29 protein-coding genes are annotated in these 26,009 nt (G+C 72.5%); 14 read left to right on the forward strand and 15 right to left on the reverse strand.

The features are described 5' to 3' along the window. Positions 1-42 precede the first annotated feature (42 nt). From NOD94_RS11055 to NOD94_RS11065, 3 genes are all read left to right on the forward strand, one after another. Positions 43-480 carry a gamma-glutamylcyclotransferase gene (locus NOD94_RS11055; RefSeq protein ID WP_281205642.1) on the forward strand — a complete coding sequence of 146 codons (438 nt, stop codon included), beginning with the start codon at positions 43-45 and terminating at the stop codon, positions 478-480. Positions 481-621: 141 nt separating this feature from the next. After that, positions 622-1,428 (forward strand): purine-nucleoside phosphorylase, encoded by an 807-nt coding sequence (locus NOD94_RS11060; RefSeq protein WP_281205643.1) that lies wholly within the window; start codon positions 622-624, stop codon positions 1,426-1,428. 28 nt (positions 1,429-1,456) lie between these two features. Further along, positions 1,457-3,118 carry a phospho-sugar mutase gene (locus tag NOD94_RS11065; RefSeq protein WP_281205644.1) on the forward strand — a complete coding sequence of 554 codons (1,662 nt, stop codon included), beginning with the start codon at positions 1,457-1,459 and terminating at the stop codon, positions 3,116-3,118. A 57-nt stretch (positions 3,119-3,175) separates the two neighbouring features. On the opposite strand, the gene NOD94_RS11070 is transcribed toward NOD94_RS11065, so the two are convergent. Genes NOD94_RS11070 through afsQ1 form a run of 3 tightly spaced genes read right to left on the reverse strand, consistent with a single transcriptional unit; the run spans position 3,176 to position 5,950 of the window. Then, positions 3,176-3,796 carry a hypothetical protein gene (locus tag NOD94_RS11070; RefSeq protein ID WP_281205646.1) on the reverse strand — a complete coding sequence of 207 codons (621 nt, stop codon included), beginning with the start codon at positions 3,794-3,796 and terminating at the stop codon, positions 3,176-3,178. Then, positions 3,780-5,276, reverse strand: a complete 1,497-nt coding sequence (locus NOD94_RS11075; RefSeq protein ID WP_281205647.1) for a HAMP domain-containing sensor histidine kinase — start codon at positions 5,274-5,276, stop codon at positions 3,780-3,782. The genes NOD94_RS11070 and NOD94_RS11075 overlap by 17 nt, the downstream gene beginning before the upstream one ends. Then, entirely contained in the window at positions 5,273-5,950 is a 678-nt protein-coding gene (gene afsQ1 / locus NOD94_RS11080) for a two-component system response regulator AfsQ1 (RefSeq protein ID WP_180291024.1), read from the reverse strand. The genes NOD94_RS11075 and afsQ1 overlap by 4 nt, the downstream gene beginning before the upstream one ends. A 174-nt stretch (positions 5,951-6,124) precedes the next feature. Between afsQ1 and NOD94_RS11085 the strand changes: the two genes are divergently transcribed. Beyond that, positions 6,125-6,820, forward strand: a complete 696-nt coding sequence (locus tag NOD94_RS11085; RefSeq protein ID WP_281205648.1) for a SigE family RNA polymerase sigma factor — start codon at positions 6,125-6,127, stop codon at positions 6,818-6,820. A 137-nt stretch (positions 6,821-6,957) separates the two neighbouring features. Here NOD94_RS11085 and NOD94_RS11090 read toward each other — a convergent pair whose 3' ends face one another. Continuing rightward, a complete protein-coding gene (locus tag NOD94_RS11090; protein WP_281205649.1) occupies positions 6,958-7,593 on the reverse strand; it encodes an ATP-binding protein in 636 nt (211 codons plus the stop codon). A gap of 154 nt (positions 7,594-7,747) precedes the next feature. On the opposite strand from NOD94_RS11090, the gene NOD94_RS11095 reads away from it, so the two are divergent. Continuing rightward, on the forward strand, positions 7,748-8,098 hold the full coding sequence (locus NOD94_RS11095) for a hypothetical protein (RefSeq protein ID WP_281205650.1): 351 nt from the start codon (positions 7,748-7,750) through the stop codon (positions 8,096-8,098). Positions 8,099-8,180: 82 nt separating this feature from the next. On the opposite strand, the gene NOD94_RS11100 is transcribed toward NOD94_RS11095, so the two are convergent. The 3 genes from NOD94_RS11100 to deoC are packed head-to-tail and all read right to left on the reverse strand — an operon-like array spanning position 8,181 to position 11,477. Then, on the reverse strand, positions 8,181-9,080 hold the full coding sequence (locus NOD94_RS11100; protein ID WP_281205651.1) for an aldehyde dehydrogenase family protein: 900 nt from the start codon (positions 9,078-9,080) through the stop codon (positions 8,181-8,183). After that, positions 9,073-10,509, reverse strand: coding sequence for an aldehyde dehydrogenase family protein (locus NOD94_RS11105; RefSeq protein ID WP_281205652.1), 1,437 nt, complete (start codon positions 10,507-10,509; stop codon positions 9,073-9,075). The genes NOD94_RS11100 and NOD94_RS11105 overlap by 8 nt, the downstream gene beginning before the upstream one ends. A gap of 5 nt (positions 10,510-10,514) precedes the next feature. Next, entirely contained in the window at positions 10,515-11,477 is a 963-nt protein-coding gene (deoC, locus tag NOD94_RS11110; RefSeq protein ID WP_281205697.1) for a deoxyribose-phosphate aldolase, read from the reverse strand. A 129-nt stretch (positions 11,478-11,606) separates the two neighbouring features. Between deoC and NOD94_RS11115 the strand changes: the two genes are divergently transcribed. The 3 genes from NOD94_RS11115 (at position 11,607) to NOD94_RS11125 (ending at position 13,107) form a co-directional block, all read left to right on the forward strand. After that, positions 11,607-12,233, forward strand: a complete 627-nt coding sequence (locus tag NOD94_RS11115; protein WP_281205653.1) for a PH domain-containing protein — start codon at positions 11,607-11,609, stop codon at positions 12,231-12,233. Positions 12,234-12,335: 102 nt separating this feature from the next. Further along, positions 12,336-12,839, forward strand: a complete 504-nt coding sequence (locus tag NOD94_RS11120; RefSeq protein ID WP_281205698.1) for a VanZ family protein — start codon at positions 12,336-12,338, stop codon at positions 12,837-12,839. 52 nt (positions 12,840-12,891) lie between these two features. Further along, positions 12,892-13,107: a PspC domain-containing protein gene (locus tag NOD94_RS11125; RefSeq protein WP_281205654.1), complete on the forward strand. Its 216-nt coding sequence runs from the start codon at positions 12,892-12,894 to the stop codon at positions 13,105-13,107. Between the two features lie 9 nt (positions 13,108-13,116). Here the strand turns inward: NOD94_RS11125 and NOD94_RS11130 are convergent, their stop codons facing one another. From NOD94_RS11130 to NOD94_RS11140, 3 genes are all read right to left on the reverse strand, one after another. Continuing rightward, positions 13,117-13,884, reverse strand: a complete 768-nt coding sequence (locus tag NOD94_RS11130; protein ID WP_281205655.1) for a hypothetical protein — start codon at positions 13,882-13,884, stop codon at positions 13,117-13,119. Between the two features lie 124 nt (positions 13,885-14,008). Next, the gene (locus NOD94_RS11135) at positions 14,009-14,272 is read right to left on the reverse strand and encodes a hypothetical protein (protein WP_281205656.1); all 264 of its coding nucleotides are present in this window, start codon (positions 14,270-14,272) and stop codon (positions 14,009-14,011) included. 139 nt (positions 14,273-14,411) lie between these two features. Further along, positions 14,412-15,560 carry an adenosine deaminase gene (locus NOD94_RS11140; protein WP_281205657.1) on the reverse strand — a complete coding sequence of 383 codons (1,149 nt, stop codon included), beginning with the start codon at positions 15,558-15,560 and terminating at the stop codon, positions 14,412-14,414. Between the two features lie 114 nt (positions 15,561-15,674). On the opposite strand from NOD94_RS11140, the gene NOD94_RS11145 reads away from it, so the two are divergent. Together NOD94_RS11145 and NOD94_RS11150 are read left to right on the forward strand one after the other, a co-directional pair. Then, positions 15,675-16,394, forward strand: coding sequence for an alpha/beta hydrolase (locus NOD94_RS11145; protein ID WP_281205658.1), 720 nt, complete (start codon positions 15,675-15,677; stop codon positions 16,392-16,394). 83 nt (positions 16,395-16,477) lie between these two features. Next, positions 16,478-16,849, forward strand: coding sequence for a cupin domain-containing protein (locus NOD94_RS11150; protein ID WP_281205659.1), 372 nt, complete (start codon positions 16,478-16,480; stop codon positions 16,847-16,849). Here NOD94_RS11150 and NOD94_RS11155 read toward each other — a convergent pair. Then, a complete protein-coding gene (locus NOD94_RS11155; RefSeq protein WP_281205660.1) occupies positions 16,825-17,964 on the reverse strand; it encodes an ATP-grasp domain-containing protein in 1,140 nt (379 codons plus the stop codon). The two genes, NOD94_RS11150 and NOD94_RS11155, sit on opposite strands and share 25 nt — an antisense overlap. A 354-nt stretch (positions 17,965-18,318) precedes the next feature. On the opposite strand from NOD94_RS11155, the gene NOD94_RS11160 reads away from it, so the two are divergent. Continuing rightward, entirely contained in the window at positions 18,319-19,302 is a 984-nt protein-coding gene (locus tag NOD94_RS11160; RefSeq protein ID WP_281205661.1) for a helix-turn-helix transcriptional regulator, read from the forward strand. A 92-nt stretch (positions 19,303-19,394) separates the two neighbouring features. On the opposite strand, the gene NOD94_RS11165 is transcribed toward NOD94_RS11160, so the two are convergent. Further along, entirely contained in the window at positions 19,395-20,333 is a 939-nt protein-coding gene (locus NOD94_RS11165; RefSeq protein ID WP_281205662.1) for a LysR family transcriptional regulator, read from the reverse strand. A 98-nt stretch (positions 20,334-20,431) separates the two neighbouring features. Here NOD94_RS11165 and NOD94_RS11170 point away from each other — a divergent pair, with 98 nt between their 5' ends. From NOD94_RS11170 to NOD94_RS11180, 3 genes are all read left to right on the forward strand, one after another. After that, entirely contained in the window at positions 20,432-21,736 is a 1,305-nt protein-coding gene (locus NOD94_RS11170) for an MFS transporter (protein WP_281205663.1), read from the forward strand. Between the two features lie 145 nt (positions 21,737-21,881). Beyond that, on the forward strand, positions 21,882-22,589 hold the full coding sequence (locus NOD94_RS11175) for a L,D-transpeptidase family protein (RefSeq protein WP_281205664.1): 708 nt from the start codon (positions 21,882-21,884) through the stop codon (positions 22,587-22,589). Positions 22,590-22,671: 82 nt separating this feature from the next. Further along, a complete protein-coding gene (locus NOD94_RS11180) occupies positions 22,672-23,676 on the forward strand; it encodes a sigma-70 family RNA polymerase sigma factor (protein ID WP_281205665.1) in 1,005 nt (334 codons plus the stop codon). Here the strand turns inward: NOD94_RS11180 and NOD94_RS11185 are convergent. The 3 genes from NOD94_RS11185 to NOD94_RS11195 form a co-directional block, all read right to left on the reverse strand. Beyond that, positions 23,572-23,940 (reverse strand): STAS domain-containing protein, encoded by a 369-nt coding sequence (locus NOD94_RS11185; protein WP_281205666.1) that lies wholly within the window; start codon positions 23,938-23,940, stop codon positions 23,572-23,574. The genes NOD94_RS11180 and NOD94_RS11185 overlap by 105 nt on opposite strands. Before the next feature lie 18 nt (positions 23,941-23,958). Then, entirely contained in the window at positions 23,959-24,549 is a 591-nt protein-coding gene (locus NOD94_RS11190; protein ID WP_281205667.1) for a Uma2 family endonuclease, read from the reverse strand. 95 nt (positions 24,550-24,644) lie between these two features. Next, complete coding sequence (locus NOD94_RS11195; protein ID WP_281205668.1) at positions 24,645-25,922, reverse strand: thymidine phosphorylase; 1,278 nt, start codon at positions 25,920-25,922, stop codon at positions 24,645-24,647. Positions 25,923-26,009: the final 87 nt, after the last annotated feature.

Below are 26,009 nucleotides of genomic sequence, written 5' to 3' on the forward strand. Positions count from 1 at the left end.
CGGGCACGCGCGGCGGGCCGGCCCTCCCGTACTCTCGACCACATGTCGCTCTACGCCGCGTACGCCGGCAACCTCGACCCGCGGCTGATGACGCGCCGCGCTCCCCATTCGCCGCTGCGCGGCACGGGCTGGATCAACGACTGGCGGCTGACCTTCGGCGGCGAGCAGATGGGGTGGGAGGGAGCCCTCGCCACCATCGTCGAAGCCCCCCGCCACCAGGTCTTCGTCGCCCTCTACGACATCGCTCCCCTGGACGAGGACTCCATGGACCGCTGGGAGGGCGTCGGGATGGACATCTACCGTCGGATGCGGGTGCGCGTGCACACGCTCGACGGCGAGGAGGCCGCCTGGGTGTACGTCCTCAACGGGTACGAGGGCGGACTGCCCTCGGCGCGCTACCTGGGCGAGATCGCCGACGCCGCCGAAGCCGCGGGCGCCCCGCACGACTACGCGATGGAACTCCGCAAGCGCCCCTGCTGAACCCGGACCGGATCCCGGCCCGGTCTCGACCCGGTCCCGACCGGCCCCGGGACGATTCGGTGGAAACGACAAGGCAACGATCCGAACACCGTGAGCTGCGCCATCTACGCGCGTAGGCCGAGAGCGGTTACGCTCGTCCGCGTGAACGCATCTGTTACCGACCCCTTCGCCGCCGCCGACGCCGCCGCCACCCGCCTGCGCGAGCTGACCGGCGTCGATTCCCACGATGTCGCCCTCGTCATGGGCTCCGGCTGGGCCCCCGCCGCAGAGGCCCTGGGCGCCCCCGAGGCCGAGTTCCTCGTCACCGAGCTGCCCGGCTTCCCGCCCGCCGCGGTCGAGGGCCACGGCGGCAAGATCCGCTCGTACAAGATCGGCGAGAAGCGCGCCCTGGTCTTCCTCGGCCGGACCCACTACTACGAGGGCCGCGGCGTCGCCGCCGTCGCCCACGGCGTGCGCACCGCGGTGGCCGCCGGCTGCAAGACCATCGTCCTGACCAACGGCTGCGGCGGCCTGCGCGAGGGCATGAAGCCCGGCCAGCCCGTCCTGATCAGCGACCACCTCAACCTGACGGCCACCTCGCCGATCGTCGGCGCGAACTTCGTCGACCTCACCGACCTGTACTCGCCGCGCCTGCGCGCGATGTGCAAGGAGATCGACGCGAGCCTCGAAGAGGGCGTCTACGTCCAGTTCCCCGGCCCGCACTACGAGACCCCGGCCGAGATCAACATGATCCGCGTGATGGGCGCCGACCTGGTCGGCATGTCCACCGTGCTGGAGGCCATCGCCGCCCGTGAGGCCGGCGCCGAGGTGCTCGGCATCTCCCTGGTCACCAACCTGGCCGCCGGCCTGTCCGGCGAGCCGCTGAACCACGAAGAGGTCCTCCAGGCCGGCCGCGACTCGGCTGCCCGCATGGGCACGCTGCTGACGCAGGTCCTCGCCCGCATCTGATCGACGTACGAGAGGTAAGGCGGAAGCAGTGCAGGAACAGGTACAGGACGACCTGATCACCCGGGCGCGGGCCTGGCTCGCCGAGGACCCGGACCCGGAGACGGCGGCCGAACTCGCCGGGATCATCGAGTCGGGCGACACCGCCGAACTCGCGGACCGGTTCGCCGGCACGCTCCAGTTCGGCACCGCCGGACTGCGCGGCGAGATCGGCGCGGGCCCGATGCGGATGAACCGCGGCGTGGTCATCCGGGCCGCCGCGGGCCTCGCGGCCTACCTGAAGGCCCAGGGGCACGCGGGCGGCCTCGTCGTCGTCGGCTACGACGCCCGCTACAAGTCGGCGGACTTCGCCCGCGACACCGCGGCCGTCATGACCGGCGCCGGGCTCCGCGCGGCCGTCCTGCCCCGCCCGCTGCCCACGCCCGTCCTCGCGTACGCCATAAGGCACCTGGGCGCCGTCGCCGGCGTCGAGGTGACCGCGAGCCACAACCCCCCGCGGGACAACGGCTACAAGGTGTACCTCGGCGACGGCTCGCAGATCGTCTCCCCGGCCGACGTCGAGATCGCGGCGCGGATCGACCGCGTCGAGACCCTCGCCTCCGTGCCGCGCCCGGACTCGGGCTGGCACGAGCTCGGCGACGACGTCCTGGAGGCCTACCTGGCCCGTACGGACGCCGTCCTGACCCCCGGCTCGCCCCGGGGCGTGCGGACCGTCTACACGGCCATGCACGGCGTCGGGAAGGACGTCGTCATGGCGGCCTTCGCCCGGCACGGCTTCCCGGAGCCGGTCCTGGTCGCCGAGCAGGCGGAACCGGACCCGGCCTTCCCGACGGTGGCCTTCCCCAACCCGGAGGAGCCGGGCGCGATGGACCTGTCCTTCGCGAAGGCCGCCGAGGTCCGGCCCGACATCGTGATCGCCAACGACCCGGACGCCGACCGCTGCGCGGTGGCCGTGCCGGACGCGTCGACCCCCACGGGCTGGCGCATGCTGCGCGGCGACGAGGTCGGCGCGCTGCTGGCGGCCCACCTCGTCCGCAAGGGCGTCAGCGGCGTCTTCGCCGAGTCGATCGTCTCGTCCAGCCTGTTGGGCCGGATCGCCGAGGCCGCGGGCGTCGGCTACCAGGAGACCCTGACGGGCTTCAAGTGGATCGCCCGCGTCGAGGGCCTGCGCTACGGCTACGAGGAGGCGCTCGGCTACTGCGTGGATCCCGAGGGCGTCCGCGACAAGGACGGCATCACCGCCGCCCTGCTGGTGGCGGAGCTGGCCTCCGAGCTCAAGGAACAGGGGCGCGGCCTGACCGACCTGCTGGACGACCTGGCGCTGGCCCACGGCCTGCACGCCACCGACCAGCTCTCGGTCCGCGTCTCCGACCTGTCGGTGATCGCCGACGCGATGGCCGCGCTGCGCGCGGAGCCCCCGGTCTCCCTCGCGGGCCTGCGGGTCGTCTCGGCCGAGGACCTCACGGTCGGCTCGGCCGCGCTGCCGCCGACGGACGGCCTGCGCTACCACCTCGACGGCGACCACAAGGCCCGGGTCATCGTCCGCCCGTCCGGTACGGAGCCGAAGCTGAAGTGCTACCTGGAGGTCGTGGTCCCCGTGGCGGGGGCCTCCGACCTCGCCGCGGCCCGCACCCGCGGCCAGGGCGTCCTGGACGCGATCAAGAAGGACCTCTCGGCCGCCGCCGGGATCTGACCCACCACGACGTCCGACGGCCCCCCGAGCTCCGGCCCGGGGGGCCGTCGGCGTCCGTCAGGAGGGCGAGGGCCGGACCAGCTCGCCGAGCGTCGGCACCGACTCCGGGCGGGAGCGGACGGCCTCCGTGCACTCCCAGGCGCGCGGCGGGTCCGCGTCCGGCCCGCCCAGCACCACCGGCCCGGGCCCGGCCGAGATCGCGTCGCTGCCGGCCAGGGTGCACACGATCTGCGACAGCGCCACCGGCGGCAGGTCCTCGGGCCGGCGGGTGAGCCGGACCGTCCCCGCCGGGTCCCCGGTCCGCGGCGGGGCGACCGCCAGGCCGCCGCTCACCCCGGTGGTGAAGCCGGCGCTGCGCTCGTCCGCCGAGGTCCGCTCCAACTGCTCCAGCAGCGCCTGCGCCACCAGGACCTCGGCCTCCTTGGCCGGCCTCTTCTCGGGCACCGGAACGATTCGCTCCACGCCCACCAGCTGCGATCCGCAGACCAGTTCCACCGTGGCCCGGAACCCCGGCACGCCGCTCTGTCCGGCGGGCCGCTCCGGGGTTTCGCAGGACACCCGCGAAGGGGCCGCGCCCACGTCCACCGGCACGGTCGTCGCCCGGATCCCGCACGCCGAGGTCCCGCACAGCAGCACCGCCGCCACGACCCTCGGCAGAGCCCTACGCGTCCACGTCATCCGTGCTCACCTTCCCCACGTCCCCCGGCAGCCGCAGGGTGAAGACGGCCCCGCCGTCCGCCCCGTTCTCCGCCGTGATGTCACCGCCGTGGATGTGCGCGTTCTCCATCGCGATCGACAGGCCCAGACCGCTGCCGTCCGACTTCGGCCGGGAGGCGCTCGCCTTGTAGAACCGGTCGAAGACGTGCGGCAGGACCTCCTCCGGAATGCCCGGACCGTTGTCCCGGATGGTCACCACCAGCCAGTCGGTGTCGGCCGTCTCCAACGCCACCGACACCCGCACCGGCGAACCGCCGTGCTTGAGCGCGTTGCCGATCAGGTTCGCCAGGATCACGTCGAGGCGGCGCGGATCCAGCCGTGCCACGATCCCCCGCCCGGCGTCGAGTTCCACCGCGTCCAGCCACGCGCGCGCGTCGATGCACGCCGTGACCTGGTCGGCGACGTTCACGTCGTCCAGCACCAGGCGCGCCGTGCCCGCGTCGAAGCGGGTGACCTCCATCAGGTTCTCCACCAGCACGTTGAGCCGCCGCGTCTCGCTCACCACCAGCCCCACCGCGGGCGCGATCATCGGATCGAGGTCGTCGACCTCCTCCTCCAGCACCTCGGCCACCGCGGTCAACGCCGTCAGCGGCGTGCGAAGTTCGTGGGACATGTCGGCGACGAAGCGGCGGCTGGCCTCCTCGCGCGCGCTCATGTCGGCGACCTTCTTCTCCAGCGCCTCGGCCGTCTTGTTGAACGTGTGCGAGAGGTCGGCGAGTTCGTCCGTGCCCGACACGTCCAGCCGGTGGTCGAGTTCGCCCTCGCCAAGCCGGCGCGCCGCGTCCCCGAGCCGCTGGATCGGCTTGAGCACGGTCCGCGCCGCCGCCTGCGCCAGCAGCGCGGATCCGAGCAGTGCCAGTCCGGTGGCGATGGTCAGCGACCAGCCCAGCGCGTTCAGGTCGTCGCGCTCGGTGGCCAGCGACTTGTACATGTAGCCGGTCGGCCCGCCGCCCACGATCCGCGTGCCGCCCACCAGGTACGGGTTGCCCTGCGGCTTCGTCCGCTGCCAGTACATGTGGTACTCGGCGTCGTTGGCGGCCGTGGTCTTCTGCCGGTCGTTCACCGCGTGCTGGAGCGACTTCGGTACGTCGTCCAGCCCGAAGGTCGCCGCCCCCGCCGCGCCGAACACCTTCCGGCCGTCCTTGCGCTCGTGCACCAGCAGGACGCTGTACCCGGGGCTGCTGCCCGCCATCAACTCGGCGGTGCGCTGCATCTCCTGGGGCGTCGGCTCGGCGGGCAGCCCCGCGGCCCGGAGCTGCATCTCCTGGCGGAAGTCGCCGAGGGCCGCGTCCTGGGTACGGGTGAGCACGGCCTCGCGGTTGAGCCAGTAGGCGATCCCGGAGGCGGAGACGGCGGCCGTCAGCGCGACCAGGCAGAACACGACCAGGAGCCGCAGCCGCAGGCTGGTCCAGCGCCTGCCCGCGAACAGGGCTCGGATCACTGCGGCGAGTCCAGCCGGTATCCGACACCCCGGACGGTACGGATCAGGGTGGGCGAGGACGGGACTTCCTCGACCTTGGCGCGCAGCCGCTGCACGCAGGCGTCGACGAGCCGCGAGTCGCCGAGGTAGTCGTGCTCCCAGACCAGGCGCAGCAGCTGCTGGCGCGAGAGGGCCTGGCCGGGCCGGCGGCTGAGTTCGAGCAGCAGCCGCAGCTCGGTCGGGGTGAGCTGGAGGTCCTCGCCGTTCTTCGTCACGGTCATCGCGGCCCGGTCGATGACCAGGGACCCGAAGACGGCGGAGTCGCTCGCCTCGCGTTCGCCCCGGCGCAGCACGGCCCGGATCCGGGCGTCGAGCACGCGGCCCTGGACGGGCTTGACGACGTAGTCGTCGGCTCCCGACTCCAGGCCCACGACGACATCGATGTCGTCGCTGCGCGCGGTCAGCAGGATGATCGGCAGCTGGTCGGTGCGGCGGATCCGCCGGCACACCTCGAAGCCGTCGATACCGGGCAGCATCACGTCGAGCACGATCAGGTCCGGCCGCTGCTCGCGCAGCAGTTTCAGGCCGTCCTCGCCCGTCGCCGCGGTGGCCACACGGTGGCCCTGGCGTGACAGGGAGAGTTCGAGGGCCGTGCGGATGGCGTCGTCGTCCTCGATCAGCAACAGGAAAGGCACGCGCTCATTCTGTCCCATCGGCCGTTGGGACTTCGACCGTCGGGCGCCTCGGATCCGGTCACGATCCGCTGTGACAGGCCTGTGACAGTCGAAGGACACCCCGGTTATGTCCGGCGGGCAGGCTTCTGTCATCGCAACACGGACCGAAGCAGACTCCACGACGGGGGGCGCGAGATGAACACGCTGCACAGCACCACGACCAGCGCGGTTGTCACGCGGCTGCACGATGTGAACCGCCGGGCGGGTGTCCGTACGGCGCCGGTCGCCCGTCCGCGGCCGGTGCACGTCACAGCCATTGACGCGAACCAGTACCAGACGGTTCCCGCACCGCGTACTCCTTCCTCCACCTCGGAGGCCGAGTTCACGGCGTACGTCCAGGAGCGCCGCGCGGCCCTCTTCGCCACCGCCTTCCACCTCACCGGTGACCGGCACGAGGCCGAGGACCTGTTGCAGAGCGCGCTGTTCTCCACGTACCGGGCCTGGGACCGGATCAGCGACAAGGCGGCCGTCGGCGGCTACCTGCGGCGCACGATGACGAACCTGCACATCAGCGCGTGGCGGCGGCGCAAGCTCAACGAGTACCCGACCGAGGAACTGCCGGAGACGGCCTCGGACACGGACGCGATGCGCGGTACGGAACTGCGCGCGGTGCTGTGGCAGGCGCTGGCCCGGATCCCGGAGCCGCAGCGCACGATGCTGGTGCTGCGCTACTACGAGGGCCGGACCGACCCGGAGATCGCCGAGATCCTGGGCATCAGCGTCGGCACCGTGAAGTCGAGCATCTGGCGGTCGCTGCGCCGGCTGCGGGACGACGAGGTGCTGAGCTTCGGGCGTGACGAGGCGGAGTCCTTCGGGGAGCTCGTCGCGTAACCAAGGACCACGGGCCCAGGGGGCCGTCCTACGGGGGTGGGACGGGGGCTTGCGGGGGGAGAAGAGGCGGGATCAAGCGGCCGGGGGTCCGCGTGATCCCGCCTTTTCGCGTGCCCGCCTTTTCGTGTGCCGGGGGGTCAGGCCGAGGTGGTCGCGGTGCGGTGGCGGCCCGCCGCGGCGGCGGCCAGCCGGCCGAGGGCCTCGTCGCGGCCGCAGGCGTGGGCGCCGAGGGCGGTGTGCCGGGCGACGATGCCGCGTTCGGCCCGCATCAGGCGCCAGCCGCGGCGCAGCAGGAACGGCAGGGACTTGCGGCCCTCGCGCAGGTCGCGGGCCAGGCGCCGGCGGAAGGTGGTCGAGGGGCGGCCGCGCAGGCAGAGCGCGTCGGCGAGCAGGCCGAGTTCCTGACAGCGGGCCACGACGTCGGCGGCGAAGATGCCCTCCGCGATGAACAGCGGGGTCCGCGCTATGTCCAGGGTCTCGGTGCCGGTGCGCGAGGACGACGCGATGGAGTACTCCGGCACCTGCGTGCGGCCCGTGGAGCAGAGTTCCGCGATGGCGGCGACGGCGGCTTCCGCGTCCCACGACAGCGGGGAGTCCCAGTCGATGTCGGAACTGCCCTCGACCAGCGGGAGGGTCGGGTCCGTCCCCTCCTTGTAGAAGTCGTCCAGGCGCAGGACGGGCAGCCCGGAACGGGCCGCGAGCGAGGACTTCCCGGATCCCGAGGGACCGGTCAGCAGCACGACGCGCGTGGGGAGGGGAGATGAACAGCTCACGGGACACCAGTGTGAGGCATGACCGGCCGTAACGGCACACCCGTGACGGCGCCTGCGACGGGCCTCACACGGGGCGCGGTCCGCCGGTTGGAATCGGGGAAGCCGCCTCGACTACCCTGTGTGCGCACGCGACTACGACCACAGGCGGGAACCCATGGCACGTCACGCAGCTCCCACCCCTCCGAAGCGCCTCCGCGCCGCCGGGCTGACCCTGTCCATGGCCGGGGCGGCCCTGGCGATGGCGGCGGGCGGCGCCCAGGCCGGTGAACTCTCCGTCCCCGCGGCGCTGGCGGGGGTGACCGACCCGGTCACGAACCTGAAGGTGAACCCGCTCGCGAACACCGGCGTGGACCCCCTCGACAACGGGGTCGCCACGCAGGTCGCGGACTTCCCGTCCGTCGGCACGGGCATGGTGACGGGGGCCCTGACGCGAGGTCCGTCGGTCGGTGAGCTGCCCACGGCGGCGGTGTCCTCGCTGCTGGGTCCGGTGCTCCCGAAGGGGTAGGGCGAGGCGGGGCGTCGAGCGCACGGGAAGGCCCCGACAGCGCGGGGGTCGCTGCCGGGGCCGGTCCATGGGCGGGGTGCCTCTAGTAGGAGGAACCGCCCGCGCCGAGCGAACCCGTCGGGTGCCAGACCGTCTTGGTCTCCAGGAAGGCGGTCATGCGCGACGTGCCCGGGTCGGCGTTCCAGTCGTCCACAGGCTGTGGACGCAGGACGCGCTTGAGGTTGTCGGCCGCCGCGATCTCCAGCTCCTTGGCGAGGGCCGCGTCGGCGCCCGCCAGGTCGATCGCGTTGACGTCCTGGTGGGACGCCAGGTGCGGGCCCATCTCGGAGGCCTTTCCGGACAGGATGTTGACCACGCCGCCGGGCAGGTCGGAGGTGGCCAGCACCTCGCCCAGGGACAGGGCGGGCAGCGGGGCCTTCTCCGAGGTGATCACGACGGCGGTGTTGCCCGTCGCGATCACGGGGGCGATGACCGAGATCAGGCCCAGGAACGACGAGTCCTGCGGGGCCACGACGGTGACGACACCGGTGGGCTCCGGGGTGGAGAGGTTGAAGAACGGGCCAGCGACCGGGTTGGCCCCGCCGACGATCTGGCCGATCTTGTCGGTCCAACCGGCGTACCAGACCCAGCGGTCGATCGCCGCGTCCACGACGGCCGCGGCCTTCGACTTGGACAGGCCCTCCGCCTCGCCGACCTCGCGGACGAACTGCTCGCGGCGGCCCTCCAGCATCTCGGCGACGCGGTAGAGGACCTGACCGCGGTTGTAGGCGGTCGCGCCGGACCAGCCGCCGAACGCCTTGCGGGCGGCGACGACCGCGTCACGGGCGTCCTTGCGGGACGACAGCGGGGCGTTGGCCAGCCACTTGCCCTTCGAGTCGGTCACTTCGTACACCCGGCCGCTCTCGGAGCGGGGGAACTTGCCCCCGACGTACAGCTTGTAGGTCTTGAAGACACTCAGACGCGTCGACGACGACTCAGACATCGAGGTACCCCTCCAGGCCGTGGCGACCGCCTTCGCGGCCGAAGCCCGATTCCTTGTAGCCGCCGAACGGCGAGGTCGGGTCGAACTTGTTGAACGTGTTGGCCCAGACGACGCCCGCGCGGAGCTTGCCCGCGACCGCGAGGATGCGCGAGCCCTTCTCCGTCCAGATGCCGGCGGACAGGCCGTACTGGCTGTTGTTGGCCTTGGCGACGGCCTCGTCCGGGGTCCGGAAGCTCAGGACGGACAGCACCGGCCCGAAGATCTCGTCGCGGGCGACGGTGTGCGCCTGGGTGACGTTCGTGAAGAGCGTCGGGGCGAACCAGTAGCCGGCGGACGGCAGCTCGCAGGCCGGGGACCAGCGCTCGGCGCCCTCGGCCTCGCCGGTCTCCGCGAGCGCGGTGATCCGGGCGAGCTGCTCGGCGGAGTTGATCGCGCCGATGTCGGTGTTCTTGTCGAGCGGGTCGCCCAGGCGCAGGGTGGACAGGCGCCGCTTGAGGGAGTCGAGCAGCTCGTCCTGGATCGACTCCTGGACCAGCAGGCGGGAGCCCGCGCAGCAGACCTGGCCCTGGTTGAAGAAGATGCCGTTGACGATGCCCTCGACGGCCTGGTCGATGGGGGCGTCGTCGAAGACGATGTTGGCGCCCTTGCCGCCCAGCTCCAGGGTGACCTTCTTGTCGGTGCCCGCGATCTGGCGGGCGATGGCCTTGCCGACCGCGGTCGAGCCGGTGAAGGCGACCTTGTCGACGTCCGGGTGCGCGACGAGGGCGGCGCCCGCGTCGCCGTGGCCGGTCAGGATGTTGACGACGCCCTTGGGCAGGCCCGCCTGGCGGCAGATGTCCGCGAAGAAGAGCGCCGACAGGGGCGTGGTCTCGGCGGGCTTCAGCACGACGGTGTTGCCGGTGGCGAGCGCCGGGGCGATCTTCCACGCCAGCATCAGCAGCGGGAAGTTCCAGGGGATGACCTGGCCGGCCACGCCGAGCGGGCGCGGGTTGGCGCCGTAGCCGGCGTGGTCGAGCTTGTCGGCCCAGCCCGCGTAGTAGAAGAAGTGCGCGGCGACGAGCGGGAGGTCCGCGTCGCGGGTCTCCTTGATCGGCTTGCCGTTGTCCAGGGTCTCCAGGACGGCCAGCTCGCGGCTGCGCTCCTGAATGATCCGGGCGATGCGGAAGAGGTACTTGGCGCGCTCGGAGCCGGGCAGCGCGGACCACTTCTCGAAGGCCTTGCGGGCCGCCTTCACCGCGCGGTCCACATCGGCCGCGCCCGCCTGCGCGACCTCGGCGAGCACCTCCTCGGAGGACGGCGAGACGGTCTTGAAGACCTTGCCGTCGGCGGCGTCGGTGAACTCGCCGTCGATGAAGAGGCCGTAGGCGGGGGCGATGTCGACGACCGAGCGGGACTCGGGAGCCGGTGCGTACTCGAAAACAGAACCCATGGTGATCAGTCCACCGTCACGTAGTCGGGACCGGAGTAGCGTCCGGTGCTCAGCTTCTGGCGCTGCATGAGCAGGTCGTTCAGCAGGCTGGAGGCGCCGAAACGGAACCAGTGGTTGGACAGCCAGTCCTCGCCGACGGTCTCGTTGACCAGGACCAGGAACTTGAGGGCGTCCTTGGTGGTGCGGATGCCACCGGCGGGCTTCACGCCGATCTGGATTCCGGTCTGCGCCTTGAAGTCGCGGACGGCTTCGAGCATGAGCAGGGTGTTGGCGGGGGTGGCGTTGACGCCGACCTTGCCGGTGGACGTCTTGATGAAGTCCGCGCCCGCGAGCATGCCGATCCAGGAGGCGCGGCGGATGTTGTCGTAGGTGGACAGCTCGCCGGTCTCGAAGATCACCTTGAGTCGGGCGGCCGTGCCGTCCTCGCGGACGCAGGCCTCCTTGACGGCCTTGATCAGCTCGTACGTGTCCAGGTAGCGGCCGGCGAGGAAGGCGCCACGGTCGATGACCATGTCGATCTCGTCGGCGCCGGCGGCGACGGCGTCACGGGTGTCGGCGAGCTTCACGGGCAGGGCGGCGCGGCCGGCCGGGAAGGCGGTGGCGACGGAGGCGACCTTGACGTCGGCGCCGTTCAGGGCCGCCTTGGCGGTGGCCACCATGTCGGGGTAGACGCAGACGGCGGCGGTCATCGGCGTCGTGCGGTCGGTCGGGTCGGGGTGGACGGCCTTCGTGGAGAGCGCCCGGACCTTGCCCGGGGTGTCAGCACCCTCAAGCGTCGTCAGGTCGATCATCGAGATGGCCAGGTCGATGGCGTACGCCTTGGCCGTCGTCTTGATCGAGCGGGTGCCGAGGGAGGCCGCGCGGGCCTCCAGGCCGACTGCGTCTACGCCGGGCAACCCGTGCAGGAAGCGGCGCAGCGCGCTGTCGGACGTCGTCACGTCAGCGAATGCGGTGAGGGTGGTGGGCATGGTCACCAGAGGAGCATATCTACGCGCGTAGCTTCCTGTCACCCCCCACCGTGCACATATGGGCGTGACATCCGCCATCGGTGCGGAGCCCTTGTCGCGCTCGCGCGTGCGTACGGCACAATCGGCGGCATGACTACGCCCTCCCCCCACGAGCCGGTCTACGACGACCGCGTCTACCGCTCCCCCATGGCCGTCGTCACCGGGGTGCTCATGCTCGCCGTGATCGCGTGGCTGTGCGGGGACGCCGTCGTACGGGGCGAGGGCCCGGGCCGTTGGATCGGGCTGGCCATCGCCCTGTTCGCGGTGCCGCTGACCGTGGCCTTCACCATCCGACCGGCCGTCTTCGCCAATGACGACCGGATGCGGGTGCGCAACCCGTTCCGCGTCATCGAGCTGCCGTGGGCCGCCGTGGACGCGGTGCGCGCCGGGTACTCGGCGGAGGTCCTGGCGGAGGGGTCGAAGTACCAGCTCTGGTCGGTCCCCGTGTCGCTGCGCGAACGCAAGAAGGCCAGTCGGCAGCTCAGCCGGCGGGAGGCGCTCAGCGGCAGGGGAACGGCGAAGGACGGCGACGCCGCACCGAAGGAGCCGGAGCGGGCCTCGGCCGACAAGGTCGTCGACGAACTGCGCGAGCTCGCGGAGCGCGGTGCGGCGCGGCCCGGCGCACAGGGCTCCGTCGACGTGACGTGGTCCTTCGAGATCATCGCGCCGGCCGTCGCGGGCGTGGTGCTGCTGATCGTGCTGCTCGTCACCGGCTGAGGCGGAACCACCGCCACCGGGGGGCGCGTCCTCGCAGGTGTGCACCGTCATGAGGGCAGCGGCAGCGCCGCCACCGCCACACAGCTCCCGCTCCGGCCCCGAATCCTGAGCGGGGCCCTGCTGGCCGCGCATCTGGTCCTCGTGGCATGGCTGACCCTGCGTCCACTGGACGTGCCCTGGGCCGCCGCCGCCAATCTGACCCCGCTGGAGGGGATCAGGGCGGACCTGGCGTACGGGCCGCTGGAGGCCGCCCGGCGGATCGGCGAGGGGCTGGCCCTGCTGGCACCGCTGGGGGTGCTGCTGCCGCTGGCCGGGGGGCGGCTCGCGCCCACGCCGCTGTCCGCGTGGTCCTCGTTGGCCCGGACCGCCGCAGCCGGCGTACTGGTCTCCCTCTCCATCGAAATGCTGCAGACGGCCGTCCCCGGGCAGGTCGTGGACGTGGATTCCGTGCTGCTGAACACCGCCGGAATGGTGCTCGCGCACCTGGCCGTCGTGCCGGCCCTGAGGGCCAGGATGAGGCGGTCTCAGGGGCCCACCCCGAGAATTACCAGGGTCGGGCTCGGCCGCTGGACCGAGGTTCTCTCGGCGGTGCCGCGCGAGTATTGAGGCATCGCGCAGGGGCTTCCCGGAGCGCGGTCACCCTACGAAGGAGAAAGCCATGAGCGCGATTGCCCGCCCCCGTGACGGACGGATGATCGGTGGCGTCTGCGCCGGTCTCGCGCGGCGCTTCGGCATGAAGACGAAGACGATGCGGATCATCTTCGTGGTCTCGTGCCTGCTGCCCGGCCCGCAGTTCCTGATCTACCTGGCGCTGTGGCTGCTGCTGCCCAACGAGAAGCACGGGACCACGGGCGTCGCCGGCACCGCCTGGTAGTTCCGCCGGTCAGCCGGCCTTGGCGACCTTCTCCAGCTGCTTGTCGGCGACCTCCTGCGGGACGGTCGCCTGCTGACCGGCGCCGGCGACGTTGAGCGCCATCAGCCGGACGACGGTGTCGCCCTCCCGCGCGACGACCAGGTGCACCTGGGCCGAGACCCCGCCGGCGGCGGCGATCGTGGTCCAGCTGACGCTCTCGTCCGCCGCGGTCCTGTACGGGACCGCCTTCACGTCCCGGTAGCTGCCGGTCTGCTTCTCCACGGTGGCGGCGAATCCGGTGCCGCAGGCGGCGACGGCGTCGCGCAGCCGGGAGACGAGCCGCTTGGCGTCGTCCTCGGAGTAGGAGCTGACGGAGGCGGAGACGGCGAGGCCGACCTGCTTCTGGGAGCCGATGCCGCGGTTCACGGTCTCGCGCGCGGCCGGGTCGGGCTTGTCGCCCATGATGTCGGCGAGGGGCTGGCAGGCCTTCTTGTCGGCCTGCGGCTGGCCGTCGGGGGCGTTGGGGTTCTTGCCCTGGGCGGACACCTGGTAGCCGGGCAGGTCGCCCTGGACGAGGGCGGCCCGCTCCAGTCCGACGGGCGCGGCTCCGGGCTTCGCGGAGCCGGACGCCGACGCGCCGGGCGCACCCGGGGCGGGGACGGCGGCGGAGCCCTTGGGATCCGGGACCTTGCCGGACGCGGGGGAGTCCGCGCTGCTGCATCCGACCGCTGCCAGGAGCAGCGCGGGAAGCAGCGCGATCGTCGTCACCGGCGCTGTGGATCGTGCCTTGATGCGCATGACGGAACTTCACACCCCGTACGTCGAGCGGCAGTTACGGGCGATCGTGGCACACCGCGCGGCGCGACGCACACCTCCTCGAAGAGGCGTGCGCCAGCCGCACACGTGTACGCGTCGCAGCAGGTCAGCCGCCGACGGGCAGACCGCCGGCCAGTGCGGGCAGACCGCCGAGGAGGCCGGTGACGGGGGCGGCGGGGTCGGACGACTGGCCCTCCTGCCCCTCCTGGGTCTGGTTGGTGACCGAGCTGGTGGCGCTGGTGACGGCGCCGAGGGCGTCCGTCAGGTTCGCGGCCGGAAGACCGGCGGCGGAGGCGGTGCCGGCGGCACCCGCGGCGAGGGCGGCACCAATGACAGCGACACCGAGGGACTTGGCAGCAGACTGCTTCATGAAAGATCGTCCTTGCGACGGGGAATTGAGCGGCTCCGCAAACTAGTCACTTGAAACCCTCGACCGCAAACATCATCAAATACGAGAAAGCGCCCGGGAATTGCTCCTCCCGGGCGCTTTCAGTACGTCATGCCGTGGCCTAGGCCGAGACGGAACCGCTGGTCGAGACCGTCTGACGGAACAGCCATTCCGACTTCAGCTCGGCGTAACCGGGCTTGATGACGTCGTTGATCATGGCCAGTCGTTCATCGAAAGGAATGAACGCGGACTTCATCGCATTGACGGTGAACCACTGCATGTCGTCGAGCGAGTAGCCGAAGGTGTCGACCAGGTGCTCGAACTCGCGGCTCATGCTGGTACCGCTCATCAGCCGGTTGTCGGTGTTCACGGTGAGCCTGAAGTGCAGCTTCCGCAGCAGACCGATCGGGTGCTCGGCGTACGAGGCGGCCGCGGCCGTCTGGAGGTTCGAGGTCGGGCACATCTCCAGGGGGATGCGCTTGTCCCGGACGTACGAGGCCAGGCGGCCCAGCGTGACCGAACCGTCCTCGGCGACCTCGATGTCGTCGATGATCTTCACGCCGTGGCCGAGCCGGTCGGCGCCGCACCACTGCAGGGCCTGCCAGATCGACGGCAGGCCGAAGGCCTCGCCCGCGTGGATCGTGAAGTGGTTGTTCTCGCGCTTGAGGTACTCGAAGGCGTCGAGGTGGCGGGTGGGAGGGAACCCGGCCTCGGCGCCGGCGATGTCGAAGCCGACGACGCCGTTGTCCCGGTAGCGGTTCGCCAGCTCGGCGATCTCCAGCGCGCGCGCCGCGTGGCGCATCGCGGTCAGCAGGGCGCCGACGCGGATGCGGTGGCCGTTGGCCTTGGCGCGGCGCTCGCCCTCGCGGAAGCCGTCGTTCACCGCCTCGACGACCTCTTCGAGGGTCAGGCCGGCTTCCAGGTGCTGCTCGGGGGCGTACCGGACCTCGGCGTACACGACGCCGTCCTCGGCCAGGTCCTCGGCGCACTCGGCGGCGACCCGGAAGAGCGCCTCCTTCGTCTGCATGACGGCGCAGGTGTGCGCGAACGTCTCCAGGTAGCGCGGGAGGGAGCCGGAGTCGGCGGCTTCGCGGAACCAGATGCCGAGCTTGTCGGCTTCGGTCTCGGGGAGGTTCTCGTAGCCGACCTCGCGGGCCAGCTCGATGATGGTCCCGGGGCGCAGCCCACCGTCGAGGTGGTCGTGCAGGAGCACCTTCGGGGAGCGGCGGATCTGGTCCGGCGTGGGCAGGGTGGGGGTCTCGCTCGTCATCTGGGCACTCTAGCTCCTACGCGCGTAGAGCGTAGCCCCGGCAACGGTCGCCGATATGTAACAGTGACCGTCCGGACGGGTGGCGTACACCTGGCGGTCTGAGACTGTTCCGCCATGGCACAGCATGCGCCGCCGGCGCGCGGGGTCCGCCTGGGGCGGCCCGCCGGAGCGAACGGTTCGGTTTCGACGGTCAGTGGTGTGGTGCTCCTGCTCCCCGGGGCGTCCAGATTCTCCCCCGGCCCGCTGCGCCCGCTCGCGCGGGCGCTGGCCCGGGCGGGCGGGACGGACGGCCTGGTCGCGCACACCGTCCAGCACGGCTCGGGGCCGCGGGAGGAGGCCGCCGGCTGGGCGGCGGACGAGGCCCTGAGGAGGTACGGGGACGTTCCCGTGTGCCTGGCCGGGTACGGGGCGGGCGGCCGGGCGGCGCTGCGCGCGGGCGGCCACGGCGCCGTCAACACCGTCCTGGCACTGGCCCCATGTCTCGGGGACGCGGGCGGGGAGGACTCCCCCGAACCGGTGAAGCACCTCGCGGGGCGCCAGGTCCTGATCGTGCACGGCACGAACGACGCGCGCAGCGACCCGGAGTCCTCCTTCCTGCTGGCGGTCCGGGCGAAGAAGGCGAACCGTTCCACCTGCCGGTTCGAGGTGCACTCCGACGGGCACGGGCTGCGCGAGCACCAGGCCGAAGTGGTCGCCCTCGGGGTGGACTTCGTGATGGGGGCCATGGTGTCGGGGCGGTACTCGCGGCCGGTCACGGACGCCCTCGCGGCGCCGCCGCCGCTGGGCCTTCGAATGCCGCTGGCCTCGGGCTTCGGCCGGTCCCTGCGGGGCTGACCACGCCCGCCCACGGGCGGTTGCGGGCGCGTAGGGTGAGGAGTGGACTCGGGGCACTCCTCACCGGGAGGCGGCGACGCGTCATGGCCGGACTGGTGCGCAGGAACTTCGACAGCGCCGACGAGACCCGGCCGTTCCAGGACGGCACGGGCCGGCTGGACCTGCTGATGACGAACGGCGGGCCGGTGGGCCGCGCGGTGTTCGAGCCGGGATGGCACTGGACGGAACACGTCGGCCCGCTGGTCGGCACGGACCGCTGCACGGCGGCGCACACGGGGTACATGGTGAGCGGCCGGATGAAGATCGTGATGGACGACGGCGAGAGCACCGAGTACGGCGCCGGTGACTTCATGGAGGTCGCGCCGGGACACGACGCCTGGGTCGTGGGCGACGAAGCGTGCGTGGTCCTGGACTGGACGGGGTTCGGGGACTACGCGAAGCCGCGGTCGGGCTGACGCGGCGGCCGGCAGGGCCGCCCCGGCGCCGGGTCCCGCGGGTCCCGCGCGAGCAGGTCCGCGGCGTCGTCGAGGGTGCTCCTCAATAACGCGGCCGTCGCGGCGGTGGCCAGGAGTTGGGCGTGGTGGTGGCCACCCGTCGGGGCCGCCCGGACGACCGTGTCCGGCGGCACCGTCAGCCGCGCCCGGACCACGCCGGGGACGGCGCGGGCCGCCGCCAGGCGGGGGCCCGCCTCGGCCAGCCTCCGACCGGGCGGGAAGTCCACGTACCGCAGGCCCGCGTGGGCGGCGCGGGGGCGGCGCACCGGCTCCGGGAGGCCCAGCCCCGCCGCGAACGCGAGGGCGAGCACGTCGGTGCCGTGCGCGAGGCGCAGCAGCTGCGTCAGTTCCTCGGCTCCGGGCCGGGCGTGGGCCTCGACCAGGCGGGGGCCGCGGGGCGTGAGGACGACCTCGGTGTGGGAGGGGCCGTCGTGGTGGCCGGTGAGGTCCAGGACTCCGCGCACGAGGTTCCGTACGGCCCCGGCGGTGGCCGGGTCGAGGGCGACGGGCAGGTCGTGGCCCGCCGCGGTGAGGCCGGGGCCGGGCAGGCGTCGGGTCCAGCCGAGGATCCGGTGGCGGCCCTCGCGGGAGAGGGCTTCAACCGCCAGCTCGGGGCCTTCCAGGTACTCCTCGACCAGCAGGTCGGTGATCTCCGGGTACTGCGGGGCGGCGGCCTCCGCCGCGGCCGCGTCGCCGACGAGCCGTACCCCTTCTCCTTCGGCGCCCGCTCGGGGCTTGATGACGCAGGGGTATCCGATGAGGGTGGTCAGGAAGGGGAGCAGCGCGGCGCGGCCGCAGCGGGCGAAGGAGACCGGCCGGGCGGGGTGCAGGGTGTTGGAGCGGGCGCGGAGGGCGGCCTTGTCCATGAGGGCGGTGACGGCGGTGGTGGGGGTGCCCGGCAGGCCGAGGGCCTCGTTGGCGCGGGCCGCGGCCAGCGTCGCGGCGGGGCCGAAGCCGAAGACGCGGGCCCGACCGCCCCGGACCTCCGCCAGTCGGCCGACGTCCTCGACGAGGCGGGGGTGGTCGCGCCAGTCCGTCCGTACCCGCCGCTCCGCCCCCTCACGGTCGGATGGCACCGATGGATCCGGCGCGACCACCACGGTGCGCGCGCCCGCTCGGCGGGCGGCGGCAACCTCGGCGGGGCGCGGGCTCAGCAGGACTGCCACGGGTTGGTGCCGTTGGCCGGTCGGTCCTTGCCGCATACCGCGCTCCCCCCGTCACGCCGTGCCCCCACTGTGCCGGTTCGGCATATGCCGGGAGCGGCCGCGCACGCGTCGAGTTGCCGCCTTGCGGGAACACGAGGGGTTTATAAACGGTCACATGCAGGGACGAATACGCATATGCCAGCCGATGCCGACGGAGTCGATGGGGTGAACGGGACCGAGGGCCTCCACGGGGGCCGAGGGGGCCGCGGGGACCACCGGGACCACATGGGCGAGCTGACTCCCGCCGCGCGGCGCCTGTACGCGTACGCCGTGGAGCGGCACGCCTTCACGGCGGCGGAGGCCACGGCGGCGCTGGGTGCCCGGGCGGGCGCGGCGATCACCGAGCTGGCCGCGGCGCAGCTGCTCCAGCGGGCCCCGGGCGACGGGCCGGAGCGGTGGAGCGCGGTGGCGCCCCGGGCGGCGGCCGCGCGGGTGCTCGCCCCGCTGGCCCTGCTCGTGCGGGAGACCCACGACGAGATGGACCGGCTGCGCGGGCGGCTGGAGGCGCTGGTGCCGGCGTACGAGGCGGGGGCGGCGTTCCGGGAGCTGAGCGGTTCGGGGCACCTGGAGCTGGTGACGGACCTGGGCGCGGTGCGTGGGCTGATCACCGAGCTGGCGGCGGGGTGCGAACGGGAGCTGCTGACCTCGCAGCCGGGCGGGGGCCGGCCGCTGGAGACGTTGGAGGACGCGGTCGGGCGGGACGAGTCGCTGCTGACGCGCGGGGTGCGGATGCGGACGATCTACCAGCACACGGCCCGGTACTCGCGGCCGACCGCGGCGTACGTCGAGCGGGTGACGGCGCTGGGGGCGCAGGTGCGCACGCTCGGCGACGGGCTGATGCGGATGCTGATCTTCGACCAGCACACGGGGTTGATGGCGGTGCCGGACCGGACCGGGGCGGCGCTGGTGGTGCGCGAGCCGAACGTCGTGCACTTCATGACGGCGGCCTTCGAGCGGTCCTGGTTGGGGGCCGAGCCGTTCCCGACGACGGTGGGCCCGGACGCGGCCCGGTCGATCTCGGACGAGCTGCGGCAGACGATCGTGCGGCTGCTGTCGGAGGGCCTGGAGGACAAGGTGATCGCGCGGCGCCTCGGCATGTCCGAGCGGACCTGCCAGCGGCACATCGCGGAGATCATGCGGGCGGTGGGCGCCAAGTCGCGCTTCCAGGCCGGGTACTTGTTGTCCCCGGCCGTGACGCCGCCCCGGTAGGCGCGGTCGGGAGCCCGGGCGCGGTCGGGGCCGCCGGCGCCGGGGCTCGGTCGGGGCGCGGCCGGGGAGGGCCGTCGGGCCGGTCAGGCCGGTCAGGCCGGGGGCTCCAACTCCGCGATCAGGCGACCGCGCCGGGACAGCAGGAAGCGCTTGAACTCCGCGACCGGCGGGGTGTCCGGGTGTCCGTCGAGCCAGGCGACACCGATCTCGCGCACCGCGCGCGGGGCCGTGACCGTCAGCTCGACCACCCCCGGTCGGGGCACCGCGGGCGGGGGCAGCAGGGCCACGCCCAGGCCGGCCGCGACGAGGCCGCGCAGGGTTTCGGCCTCCTCGCCCTCGAAGGCGACCTTGGGCGCGAAGCCGGCCTCCGCGCACAGGTCGTCGGTGATGCGGCGCAGGCCGTAGCCCGCTTCGAGGGTGACGAAGGTTTCCTCGGCGGCCTCGGCGAGCCGGATGCGCTTGCGCCCGGCGAGACGGTGGTCGTCCGGGACGACCAGGCGCAGCCGCTGCTCGTCGAGCCGGCGGGCGATGAGGTCGGGGGCGTCGGGCAGCGGTGAGGTGAGGCAGAGGTCGAGTTCACCGGCCCGAAGCTTCTCCAGCATGGCCTCGCCGTAGTTCTGCACGAGGGAGAACCGCACGCGGGGGTGGTCGGACCGGAAGGCGCGGATCAGACCCGGCACGGTCTCCGGCCCCAGGGTGTGCAGGAACCCGAACGCGACCTTGCCGAAGGCCGGGTCGGCGTCCTGCTGCACGGACTCGGCGGCGCGCGCGATCCCTTCGAGGGCCTGCTCGGCGGAGGCCAGGAAGGTCCGACCGGCCGTGGTGAGGGAGACGGTGCGGCCCTTGCGGGCGAACAGCGTGACGCCCAGGTCCTGTTCGAGGCGGACCATGGCCCGCGACAGGGTGGACTGGGGAACACCCAGCTCGTGCGCCGCACGCGTGACGTGTTCGTGCCGGGCGACGGCCACGAAATGGGCGAGCCGGGGGGCCAGCTGGCGTGTCACGGCCATGTCTTCTTCGTAACGGTTCATTGACATCCGCCGCTCTGAGCTGTGGTGATGCGTGAGTGGATCGATTATGGCGAATCTGTGCATTGGACGCATGAAAAAGGCGGGCCTACGGTCGTCGTATGCCTCCCGCTCATACCGGGGCACCCGTCACCTCGGGTGCCTCCACCCTGTCGTCCCCGCTCGCGCCCGCCCCCGACACCGCGGACGGACCCCTCTCCCCCGGCCGCCCCGGTTACCGCCGGATGAGCCTGGCGCTCTTCGCCGCGGGCCTGGCGACCTTCGCCCTCCTCTACTCCACCCAGGCCCTGCTGCCCGCGATCTCCGCCGGGTTCGGCGTGACGGCGGGTCAGGCCAGCTGGACGGTGTCCGCGGCCACCGGCGCCCTCGCCCTCTTCGTCCTGCCGCTCAGCGCGCTGTCCGAGCGGTTCGGACGGACCCGGATGATGACCTGGTCGATGGTGCTCGCCGTCGGCGTCGGCCTGCTGGTGCCGTTCGCGCCGAACCTGGAGTGGCTGGTGGTGCTCCGCGCGGTGCAGGGTGCGGCGATCGCCGGCATCCCGGCGTCCGCGATGGCGTACCTGGCGGAGGAGGTCCGGCCGAAGGCGCTGGTCGGCGCGATCGGCCTGTTCGTGGCGGGCAACTCCATCGGCGGGATGAGCGGTCGCATCGTCACCGGTTGGGCGGCGCAGCTGTGGGGTTGGCGGGCCGGGCTGTTGAGCGTCGGCCTGATGGCGCTGGCCTGCGCGGTGGCCTTCCTGGTGCTGCTGCCCCGGGCCCGGTTCTTCCGGCCGGCCTCGCTGAACCCGCGCGCGGTGGGACGTACCGTCGCCGGTCACCTGCGCGATCCGCTGCTGCTGCGGCTGTACGGGATCGGCGCGCTGTTCATGACCGTCTTCGGCGCGGTGTACACGGTGATCGGCTACCGGCTGGTGGACGCGCCGTTCTCGCTGGGGCAGGGCGTCGTCGGCTCGGTGTTCCTGGTCTACCTGGTCGGTACGGTCTCCTCGGCGGCCGCCGGGAAGCTGGTGGCCCGCACCGGGCGGCGCGGCGCGCTGTACCTGGCCGTCACGACGACGGCCCTGGGCCTGCTGCTGTCCCTCGCGGACTCGCTGCCCGCGATCCTGGTCGGGCTGGTGCTGATCACGGCGGGCTTCTTCGCGGGCCACGCGGTGGCCTCCGCGGCGGTCAGCCGCACGGCGAGGACGGGCCGGGCCCAGGCCTCCGCCCTCTACCAGTCCGCGTACTACCTGGGATCCAGCGCGGGCGGCACGCTGGGCGCGCTGGCGTACCACGCCTCGGGGTGGGCGGCCACGGTCGGCATCGCGCTACTGGCGGTGGTGGGCGTCGCCTCGATCACCCTCTACGGGTCCCACGCGGCCCGCGTCGAGCGGCGGATCTCGCTGTCGGCGGCGACCGCCCGCTGAGGCGGGAGGGTCCTGGAGGGGCCAGGAGGAGACAAAAGGGGTTCCGGTGCGGTCGGTGCCGGGAAATCCCAGGTCGTTACACAACTTCCCCTGTCTTCGCGCGCATCCGTGCCTCAAGATGCGGTGCAGGACATGGGGAGGGCGAATGGCCGCGATACGCACGCGTGCGAAAAGACGGGCAGCAGTGGTGTTCGGCGGGGCGTTGGCACTGGCCGCGCCCCTGGTGGTCGCGGGAGGCGGGGCGGCCCAGGCCGCATCCTGCAACGTGACCACGGGGCCGTACCAGAGGCAGGTGGAACAGTTCCTGGGCAGGCCGGTGGACGGCGTTCAGTCGGCGGCCGACTGCGATGCCATCCGGTCCTTCCAGGCCACCCACGGAATCACCCCCACCGCGGGGTACGCGGGACCGCTGACCTGGCAGACGATGAACACGATGCTGGCGCAGCGGGCGGCCGGGAAGAACCCGAACGCCGACAAGAAGTGCCCGACCAACCTGGGCCGGATCGCGTGCGTCGACCTGACCCGGCAGCTGACCTGGATCCAGGACGGCGCGACGCTGAAGTACGGGCCGGTGCCCGTGCGCACGGGCAAGGCCGGAACCCCGACGCGGACCGGCCTGAAGAAGATCTACTACCGCAGCATCAACCACTGGTCGACGCTCTACAACGTCGCGATGCCGTACTCGCAGTTCTTCGACGGCGGGATCGCCTTCCACTCGACGCCCAAGAGCATGTGGAACCCGCCGGGGTCGGGCGGCTGCGTCAACATGACCACCGCCGACGCCAAGGCGTACTGGAGCATGCTGGGCAACGGCGAGGACGTGTTCGTGTACGGGCGCAAGCCCGGAACCTGATCGACCCGGTCGCTCGCGGCTGCCGTTGTCGGTGCCCTCGGGTAGGTTCCGAAGCATCGGAATCCTTCTGGGGACGGCAGCCATGAGTGACCTCGCGACGACACCACCGGAAGCGGACCTCGACGCCGCGATGGACCGCTACCGGGTGGAACTGACCGGATACTGCTACCGGATGCTCGGCTCGTCCTTCGACGCCGAGGACGCGGTGCAGGACACGTACATCCGCGCCTGGCGCGGCTTCGACAAGTTCGAGGGCCGCTCCTCGCTGCGCTCGTGGCTGTACCGGATCGCCACGAACGTCTGCCTGGACCTGCTGAGCGCCGGGAACAAGCGGGCCCGTCCGATGGACCTCACCGCCCCGCAGCACCAGGCCTCCGCCGTGCTCGGCGAGCGGCCCGAGGTGACCTGGCTGGAGCCGGTGCCCGACGGGCGGGTGCTGCCGCAGACCGCCGACCCGGCGGAGATGGCGCTGGCCAAGGAGTCCGTCCGGCTGGCGTTCGTCGCGGCGCTCCAGCACCTGCCGGCCAGGCAGCGGGCCGTGCTGATCCTGCGCGAGGTACTGGCCTGGAAGGCCGATGAGGTCGCCCAACTCCTGGACAGCACGGTGGCCTCGGTGAACAGCGCGCTCCAGCGGGCCCGGGCGACGCTCGCCGATCAGCGGATCCGCGAGACCGAGGCGGCGGACCCACTGGACACGGACCAGGCGAAGCTGCTGGAGCAGTACCTGGCCGCCTTCGAGGCGTACGACATCTCCCGGCTCACCACCCTGCTGCACGAGGACGCGGTGCTGTCGATGCCGCCGTTCGACCTGTGGCTCCAGGGGCCCGCGGACATCGCGGCTTGGCACCTCAACCAGGGCATCGGCTGCAAGGGCTCCCGGCTGGTGCCGACGACGGCGAACGGCATGCCGGCGTTCGGCCAGTACCGGCCGGACCCCTCGGGCAAGGGGCACACGCCGTGGGCGCTCCAGGTGCTGGAGGTCTCACAGGGGCGGATCGTCGGGCTGAACGCCTTCCTGGACACCGCCCGGTGGTTCCCGCTCTTCGGGCTCCCCGAGAAGCTCGACGAGACCGACGAGGCTCAGTAGACCGCGCAGGGGCGGGCCCGCTCCGGTGACCCGGAAGGGCCGGTCGCGGGCGGTGAGCCGCAGCCGGGCCAGCGCCTCGACGGCGCCCAGGCCCGGGGCGGTGACGGCCCCGGCGTCGCACACCACCGCGGCCGCGCCGGCCGCGTACAGCAGCTCCAGGCGGGCGCACAACCCCGCCACGTCCTGCGGGGCCGGTCCGGGGCCGGGCAGGACGAGTCGCATGATCTCCACGCAGGGGTGACTGCCGGGGCCGACCGAACTCATCGGCGGCGGGCGCTCACCTCACGGCGTGGGGAAGGCGGAGGTGTCCAGCTTCAGGTCGAACGGGGCCGGGAGGTGGAAGGTCTCGCCGAACTTGCCGGCCTGGAGAACGCGGTAGCCGCCGCCGTTGGGTTCGCCGTAGAGGGTGATGGTCGGGCCGCCTGGGGCGTAGCCGTCGATGAGCAGGTAGAGCGGGATGCCGGCGTGGGCGTAGGCCGCCGCCTTGGCGATGCGGTCGTGGGACGCGTTCGACTTCGAGGTGACCTCGGCGACGAATTCCGCGGACGCGGCGGGGACGAAGTGGCCGGGCTCATCCGTGACGGCGCGCGGCGCGACCACCAGATCGGGGATGAACAGGCCACTGCGCGAGGGGACGGCCACGCCGAGGGTCTGGTAGATGCCCCATTCATCGGGGATGACGGCATAGAGCCGCCGTTGGATCCGCTCGGCGATCCCGTTGTGCGAATTGGCGGGCGATGGTGCCACGGTGATGATCCCCTCGATGATCTCCACCTTGCAGCCCTCCGGCCCGTCCGTCTCCTCCCAGAGACGGATCAGGTCGTCCCAGCCGTCGCCGTTCGTCGGCCCCTGCTGGACGGTGAGTGCGCTCATGGTGTGCTCCTCAAGCTGTTGGCACCGATCCCAGCATGGCGAACGGGACCGGTGAGCGTCCACCGATCCCGTTCACCCGAAAGGGAAGCCGCAGGTCAGGCGATGCGGTCCAGGACGATCGGCGTGGCGGAGAAGGCCGTGCCGGCCGGGGCCACGTCGTAGGAGCCCTCCAGGGAGGCGAGGGCGTACTCGAACTTCTCCGGGGTGTCCGTGTGCAGGGTCATCAGGGGCTGGCCCGCGGTGACCGTGTCGCCCGGCTTGGCGTGCAGCTCGATGCCGGCGCCGGCCTGGACCGGGTCCTCCTTGCGGGCGCGGCCCGCGCCCAGGCGCCAGGCGCCGACGCCGACGGCGTACGCGTCGAGGCGGGTCAGGACGCCCGAGGCGGAGGCGGTGACGACGTGCTGCTCGCGGGCGACGGGCAGGGCCGCGTCCGGGTCGCCGCCCTGGGCGGAGATCATCCGGCGCCACACGTCCATCGCGGAGCCGTCGGCCAGGGCCTTGGCCGGGTCGGCGTCCTTGATCCCGGCGGCTTCGAGCATCTCGCGGGCCAGGGCCAGGGTCAGCTCGACGACGTCGGAGGGGCCGCCGCCGGCGAGGACCTCGACGGACTCGCGGATCTCCAGGGCGTTGCCGGCGGTGAGGCCGAGCGGGGTGGACATGTCCGTGAGCAGGGCGATCGTCTTGACGCCGCTGTCGGTGCCGAGGGCGACCATCGTGGAGGCGAGTTCGCGCGCGTCCTCGATGTTCTTCATGAAGGCGCCGGAGCCGACCTTGACGTCGAGGACGAGCGAGCCCGTGCCCTCGGCGATCTTCTTCGACATGATCGAGGACGCGATCAGCGGGATGGCCTCGACGGTGCCGGTGACGTCGCGCAGGGCGTAGAGCTTCTTGTCGGCGGGGGCCAGACCGTCGCCCGCCGCGCAGATGACGGCGCCGGTGGTGTCGAGGACGTTCAGCATCTCCTCGTTGGACAGCAGCGCGCGCCAGCCGGGGATGGACTCCAGCTTGTCGAGGGTGCCGCCGGTGTGGCCGAGGCCGCGGCCCGACAGCTGCGGTACGGCCGCGCCGCAGGCGGCGACGAGCGGGGCGAGCGGGAGGGTGATCTTGTCGCCGACGCCGCCGGTGGAGTGCTTGTCGGCGGTCGGGCGGGAGAGGGAGTCGAAGTTCATCCGCTCGCCGGAGGCGATCATCGCGGCGGTCCAGCGGGCGATCTCGGCCCGGTTCATGCCGTTCAGCAGGATGGCCATCGCCAGCGCCGACATCTGCTCGTCGGCGACGACACCGCGCGTGTACGCGTCGATGACCCAGTCGATCTGCTCGGGGCTCAGCTCACCGCGGTCCCGCTTGGTCCGGATGACGGAGATGACGTCCATGAGGTGACTTCCTTCTACGCGCATAGAGATGAGGGGTGGAACGTGGGGGAGGAGAAACCGACGGCCCTCCGCCCCGGCGGGGGGCGG

Source organism: Streptomyces sp. Isolate_45, from assembly GCF_024721315.2.
In the GTDB taxonomy this organism is placed as follows: Bacteria; Actinomycetota; Actinomycetes; order Streptomycetales; family Streptomycetaceae; genus Streptomyces.